This is a genomic window from Chitinophaga sp. (assembly GCF_036566945.1).
Taxonomy (GTDB): domain Bacteria; phylum Bacteroidota; class Bacteroidia; order Chitinophagales; family Chitinophagaceae; genus Chitinophaga.
Genome location: NZ_DATCVJ010000707.1, coordinates 1 through 6,787, shown reverse-complemented (window position 1 = coordinate 6,787; position 6,787 = coordinate 1). Strand labels below are relative to the sequence as shown.

Below are 6,787 nucleotides of genomic sequence, written 5' to 3'. Positions count from 1 at the left end.
TTACCCGCATATCCAACTCTGCTTTTAATTTAAAAATAAATAGCCGTATTTTATCCGCTTTACATATGGTTATGAAGAAGTCGTTCTTTTTATTTTCCTGTGCGGGCTATCGAAAAGTATCCGGTAAAAAGGATTTGACTGGCTGTCGGTTTTGTTCTATTTTAACGTGTACACCCATTGTAATTTGCACTGAGCAATAAATCATCACCCACATGTTTAAGTTTTCTACCATACTGCTAATCGTCACCGCTACTTCTACCGCCCTGATGGCGGGCCTGTTTTACGCCTGGTCTGTTTCTGTTACCAATGGCATTGCGCGGCTGCCGGACAGCGCCTATCTGTCTGCCATGCAGGTGATGAACCGGGCTATTCTGAATGGATTTTTCCTCTCTGTGTTTATGGGAACCCTGCTGCTGTTGCCGGTATGTACCTATATGCATTATCAACAACCCCTTTCCGGCGCCTTCTGGTGCCTGCTGATGGCTACGTTTGCCTATGGTATTGGCGTATTTGGGGTGACAATGGTGGGTAATGTTCCTATGAATAACGCGCTCGACGTTTTTAATATCCATGCAGCTTCTGCGGAACAATTGGCAGCACAGCGCTTACGTTTTGAAGGCCCCTGGAACAGCCTGAACCTGGTAAGGGCTATCGCCGGCACTATCTCCGTAATATTCGTGATTATTGCCTGTATTTTTTCAAATAAAGCCTGATGTAAGAGTAGGTGGTAATAGAAAGAAGGGGAAAGAAAGAGATATCAGAGGGGAACAAAAGTAGTGATGCAGAGGGATAAACAGGCATAGCTAGTGTTCGGCAATATCCTTCATATGAGAACGGATATGCCGTAATGCCATCGTTAACTGATTTTCTACCGTGCGTTTGGAGATCCCCAAATGCATGGCTATTTCGTCGTTAGACAAACATTCAAACCGGCTCATACGAAATATTTCCTGGCAGCGGTTGGGCAGGCCCCGCAGCGTTAACTGCAAATTGTTGTTCAGTTCCGTTTGACGAATACGGATATCGGCGTCGTTAGACGTAGTATATGGATCAGCCGCCAGTTCACTGGTGCTGTCGAATGTAAATCGTTTTAGCTTTTTGCGGCTATAAATCTGGTAACGTGCAGCTGTCAACAGGAAGGCCGGAAATGAATCAATTACCAATTCATGCCGCCGGTTCCAGATGCTTAAAAATATATCGTGAACGATCTCCTGACTGCCTTCCTTATCTCTCAGGTATTTGTAGCTTGTTTTATAAACGCTCACCCAATATTTATCGAATAACTTATTAAATGACTGCTGATCATTGGCACGGACAGCATTCCACAGTTGTGTGTCAGTTATTTCTTTGTGGAACATTTCATATGTGGTTTGTTAAAACCCCGAAAAGATAAGCGTTAGAAAATTAAAAAAAAAATATTCTAAATGATGTGTGTGTGCCTCCGTTTTCCATACATACAATGAAAGACCATGCAATGACTGAAAGCGAATTCCTGATAAAATACCAGCGGTTTCTGAACGGAGAATGTACGCCGGAAGAGATAGCGGAGCTCAATGCCTACCAGGACGAGATGGAGTTGGAAGACGGTATCTGGGACCTGGATGCACAGGAAAAGTCGTCGATCAAAGCAGCTATTGCAGGCCGACTGGCAGACAGCACCCGTATGGAGCCGGTACAATTCAAACCGGTTTGGTGGAATAAATGGAGAGTAGCGGCTGTGATCGCTGGTATTGGTTTCGGTATATATGGCGTGAAATTATATCAGCGCCTGCAGGAACAACAAAGACAACAGCTGGCTACTGCGGTATCTGCGCAAGAGAAATCCGAAAAGAAAATCTATCTCACCATGGGAAATGGGAAAAAGATTTCGATTACAGATGCCAGGAAAGGTACTGTAGCAGAAGCTTCCGGTGTAGCGGTGAATAAAAATAACAGCGAACAATTATCGTATCAACATGGGGCCGTAGCCAATCAAACGGCCGCCCCGGAAATGAATACCCTCACTACTCCCGGCGGAATGCAGTTCAGCATTACCCTGGCAGATGGATCAAAGGTGCGCTTAAACGCCTCTTCTTCCTTACGCTATCCGGCCTGGTTTGCCAGTAACAAAAGAGAAGTGTATCTCACGGGAGAAGCCTTCTTCGACGTAGTAGCAGATCCTGCTCACCCATTCATTGTACACGTGAATGAAACGGCGGTACAGGCATTGGGTACCAGCTTTAATATAAAAGCTTATCCCGAAGAAAAAATAGCTAAAACCACCTTGCTCACTGGTGCGGTCAATGTAAAGTTACCCGCTAATGAAAAAACGCTCCACATAGGAGAGCAGCTGCATTATAACACAACGAATCAACAGTCCTGGTCAGGCAACGTGAATGTAGAAGCCGTAACCGCCTGGAAAGAAGGCTTATTCCTGTTTGAAAATGAAAGGATCGATGAAATTATGTTGGAAATAGGCAGATGGTATGATATGAAAGTTATTTTTTCCTCCGGAAATGTATCAAAGAGATTTAGCGGTAAAATCGATAGAAATAAAAAGATAGAAGACGTACTTAAGATCCTGGATTTAACAGGAGCTATGAACTTTAGAATAATAAACAATCAATTAATGGTAACCATTCCATAGTCAGATCAACCAAAACGCCACGTTAATTTAATCAGTTACTTTTTTTAATCAATCACTTGTCAGATGAATAGTCATCCACGTTCATGCCTGCACAGGATAGCATCCTGCGTGCCTGCAAAAAAACTATGCCTGAAAACAGTCCTTATGTCCGTTTTCCTGGCGATCCTGCTGATCCTCGGATTTAACGCGCATGCACAAACACAAACCGTTACGCTCCAGGTAAAAGAGGAATCGCTGGAAAGCGTATTTAAAAAAATCCAAAAGCAAACAGGGTTGGCTTTTATTTATGAAAATGATTTGCTGAAAACAACCGTACCTGTAACGGTGAATGTGGTGAATCAGCCCTTGAAACAGCTGCTGGACGCCTGTTTTAAAGGACAGCCCCTCAGTTATAGTATCCTGGATAAGGCGATTGTTATCCGGAAAAAAGAAAGTGAAACTGTTGCCCGGAAATCCCAGATCGTAGCCGGAAAAGTAACCGATTCAAAAGGCCAGCCTTTGCCAGGGGTAACTATCCGCAGTAAAAATAATAACGTGAATACCTTATCAAAAGAAGATGGTAGCTTCTCTCTCAGCCTGCCTTCTTCCAATGATGTACTGATCTTTACCTTTATCGGTTACTTGCCACAGGAGATTCCATTAAATGGGCAGACCAAGCTGGACGTGATCCTGAAAGACAAAGCCTCTGACCTCGCAGACGTAGTAGTGGTAGGGTATGGACAGCAAAAGAAAGTGACTACCATTGGTGCACAAAGCAGTATCCGCGCAGAAGACCTGAAACTGCCTTCCGCCAATTTAACGAATGCCATCGCAGGCCGTGTTGCGGGTGTGATTGGTGTACAACGCAGCGGTCAGCCTGGGTATGATAATGCAGAAATCTATATCCGTGGTATTTCTACGTTTACCAACAGCAGCCCGCTGGTACTGGTAGATGGTATTGAAAGAGATTTCGCCAACGTAGACCCGGAAGATATTTCCAGTTTCAGTATTCTGAAAGATGCTTCTGCCACCGCAGTATATGGTGTGAGAGGCGCTAACGGTGTAATTCTCATCCAGACAAAAAGCGGAAAAATTGGTAAAACCCTGATCAATGCACAATACGATCAGGGGTTGACACAGTTTACCAAAATACCAAAGTTTGCCGATGGGGTTACCTACATGAATATGGCGAATGAGGCGTATAAAAACAGCAACCCTTCTGATCCGCTGCCTAAATATTCTGCCGACAGAATCAATAAAACCGCTACTGGTGAAGATCCGGATCTGTACCCGAATGTAGACTGGTTCCATGAACTATTTAATAAATATGGCCAGAACCGCAGGGCAAGAGTAAATGCCAACGGTGGTTCTGATAAAGCCCAGTATTATTTATCCGTGGGCTACTACGATGAGAAAGGAATGTATAAAACAGATGGTCTGGCTAACTATAACTCTCAAATCAAATTTACCCGATACAATTTTACCTCTAATCTCACCCTGAAGCTGACCAATTCTACCAAAGTAGATTTTGGTGCTGCCGGATGGATCAGCAATGGTAACTTCCCGGGCAACTCTGTAGATGCCATCTGGGGCGCGGCTTACCTGTTGCCTCCGATCCTGATTCCTAAAATGTATTCCAATGGCGCGCATTCACAGCTGCGCACCGGCGATATCAATAACCCCTATAATCTCCTCACGCAAAGCGGTTATGTATCTGAATTCAGAAGTCAGTTGTGGAGTAATATCCGCCTCACGCAGGACCTCGATTTCTGGTTGAAAGGGTTATCTGTTACCGGTATGTTTTCTTTCGATAACTATAACGCACATACGATTAGCCGTACCAAAACCATGGATGGATACCAGGCTTCCGGAAGAGATAGTGCCGGCAACCTGTTGCTGACTCAAACCTCTATCGGTAGCAGCTACCTGGGCTACAACCGTTCTAATGGCGGTACGCGGCAGTTTTATACAGAAGCAGCCATGAACTATAAAGGTTCTTTCGGCAAGCATGATGTAACGGGCATGGTGCTGTTTAACCAGTCCGACCGCCAGGATGCTTTCGCCGGTGATTTTATGTCGTCTATCCCTTACCGTTATATGGGCCTGGCAGGCAGGGTTACCTACGCCTGGAATAATACTTACCTGGCAGAAGCCAACTTCGGCTACAATGGTTCTGAAACATTTGAACCTTCCAAACGCTTCGGTTTCTTCCCCTCTTTTGGTGTGGGTTGGGTACCTTCTGAAGCCGCCTTCTTTCAGCCAATGCTGAATACCTTACAATTCCTGAAAGTCCGCTTCTCTTATGGATTAGTGGGTAATGGTAATATCGGAGGTCGTCGTTTCGCTTATATCTCTACGGTGGGCGGTGGTAATGGCAACTATTCCTATGGCGCCAATAACTCCAACAGCAGCCTGGATGGAATGGACATAGGCGACTATGCCGTATCTGTTACCTGGGAAAAAGCGAAGAAAGCGAATCTCGGTATAGAACTCAAAACATTTCATGACCAGGTATCACTCGTGGTAGACTTGTTTAATGAAAACCGTACCGGTATTTTCCGGAATAGAGGAGATGTGCCCAGCTATGCAGGTATTCGTAACCTGCCTTATGCTAACCTCGGCGAAATTCATAATAAAGGTATAGACGCTACACTCGAAGTCAATAAAAAATGGGGCGAGGTGAATGTAGGTTTCAGGGGAAATTTTACCTGGAACCGCGCTATGATCATCAACGATGCCAACGCACCCTGGCCTTATCCCTGGCAGCAACGCATTGGTCGTAAACTGGGCCAGCGCTTTGGTTACACCGATCTGGGACTGTATACCTCCAAAGCGGATGTATTGAGCAGCCCTTATCAAACCGGTACCAATATGCCCGGTGATATCAAATACAAAGATCTGAATGCAGACGGTAAAATTGATAGCTACGACATGGGACCTATTGGCTATGGCAGCATCCCGGAAATAGTGTACGGCTTTGGCCCTACCCTCAACTGGAAAGGATGGTCTATTGCAGGATGGTTTAAAGGTATCAGCAATGTAGATATTCAGTTGAACGGCGACGGGCTGCAACCTTTTAGTCAGGGCGGCGAACGCGGCAACCTGCTGGAGCAGATCACCGATCGCTGGACCCCGGACAACCCGAACCAACGTCCTTTATATCCCAGACTGACTTACGGCAACGACAATATGAACTATGCCTCCAGCTCCTGGTGGGTAAAGAACGGCGCTTTTTTACGCCTGCAAACCTTACAGTTTGGCTACGCCTTTTCCGGTCAGCCATGGCTTAAAAGAGCAGGACTATCTGTGGTGAATCTTTACTTTATCGGTAATAACCTGGCGACCATCAGCGGATTTAAGTTGTGGGATGTGGAACTGGGAGATGGCCGTGGTGCGCAGTATCCGCTTGTTAAAACTTTCAATACGGGTGTTAAACTCACTTTCAGATAAGCATAAAAATGAGAAAAATGAAAAGCAATATAATATCAAATGTGATCCTGGTTTTTTGCTGCGTACTGTTAGTAAGTGGATGCAGTAAGTATCTCGACCAGGTACCCAATGACCGTATCACCATAGAAGAAGTATTCCGTAAAAAAGGCCCTTCTGAACAATTCCTGGCGAACGTATACAGCTATGTGGATGATGAATCTGATCAATGGAATAATTATCCCTGGCTGGGCAACAGTGACGAAGGAGATATTACCTGGTCCAAATACAATACCTATGCCCTGAATATCGGTAATATCAGCGCGGGTAATGCCCTCTATGATAAATGGGGCAACTACTACAACGGCATCCGTTCTGCCTCTTACTTCATTGCGCATATCGATGAAAACATAGAGATCAAAAGTTTGTACGGGCAGGGGATGATAGACCAGTACAAAGCGGAAGCCCGCTGTTTACGCGCCTATTATTACTTCCTGCTGATGCGGCAGTATGGACCGGTGGTATTAGCCGGGGATAGCGTATTGGCACCGGATGCGCCGGCAGCAGAAATGCAGCTGCCCCGCGGCACCTTCGATGAATGTGTGAATTATGTAAGCGAACAGTTAGACCAGGCCGCCGCTGTTTTACCATTGGTGCCTTCCATGAACGGACAGGCCAGTGACCTGGCTTTTGGCAGAATGACACGGGGGATTGCCTTATCTATTAAATCCCGCTTATTGTTATATGCTGCCAGTC

Annotated in this window: 5 protein-coding genes; 4 read left to right on the top strand and 1 reads right to left on the bottom strand. The window is 45.4% G+C overall.

The window, feature by feature from the left end; genetic code table 11:
* Positions 1–212: 212 nt before the first annotated feature.
* Positions 213–713, top strand: coding sequence for a DUF1772 domain-containing protein (locus tag VIP81_RS21440; protein WP_331966068.1), 501 nt, complete (start codon positions 213–215; stop codon positions 711–713).
* Positions 714–803: 90 nt separating this feature from the next.
* Here VIP81_RS21440 and VIP81_RS21435 read toward each other — a convergent pair whose 3' ends face one another.
* Positions 804–1,358: a sigma-70 family RNA polymerase sigma factor gene (locus VIP81_RS21435; protein ID WP_331966065.1), complete on the bottom strand. Its 555-nt coding sequence runs from the start codon at positions 1,356–1,358 to the stop codon at positions 804–806.
* A gap of 116 nt (positions 1,359–1,474) precedes the next feature.
* Here VIP81_RS21435 and VIP81_RS21430 point away from each other — a divergent pair, with 116 nt between their 5' ends.
* The 3 genes from VIP81_RS21430 to VIP81_RS21420 all read left to right on the top strand — a co-directional run.
* Complete coding sequence (locus VIP81_RS21430; protein ID WP_331966063.1) at positions 1,475–2,626, top strand: FecR family protein; 1,152 nt, start codon at positions 1,475–1,477, stop codon at positions 2,624–2,626.
* 144 nt (positions 2,627–2,770) lie between these two features.
* Complete coding sequence (locus VIP81_RS21425) at positions 2,771–6,055, top strand: TonB-dependent receptor (protein WP_331966060.1); 3,285 nt, start codon at positions 2,771–2,773, stop codon at positions 6,053–6,055.
* Positions 6,056–6,072: 17 nt separating this feature from the next.
* A partial coding sequence (locus VIP81_RS21420) for a RagB/SusD family nutrient uptake outer membrane protein (protein ID WP_331966058.1) occupies positions 6,073–6,787 on the top strand: 715 nt, incomplete at its 3' end.

Coding starts and splice junctions, on each gene's coding strand:
- VIP81_RS21440 (WP_331966068.1), top strand. CDS start 213: ATGTTTAAGTTTTCTACCATACTGCTAATCGTCACCGCTACTTCTACC.
- VIP81_RS21425 (WP_331966060.1), top strand. CDS start 2,771: ATGTCCGTTTTCCTGGCGATCCTGCTGATCCTCGGATTTAACGCGCAT.
- VIP81_RS21435 (WP_331966065.1), bottom strand. CDS start 1,358: ATGTTCCACAAAGAAATAACTGACACACAACTGTGGAATGCTGTCCGT.
- VIP81_RS21430 (WP_331966063.1), top strand. CDS start 1,475: ATGACTGAAAGCGAATTCCTGATAAAATACCAGCGGTTTCTGAACGGA.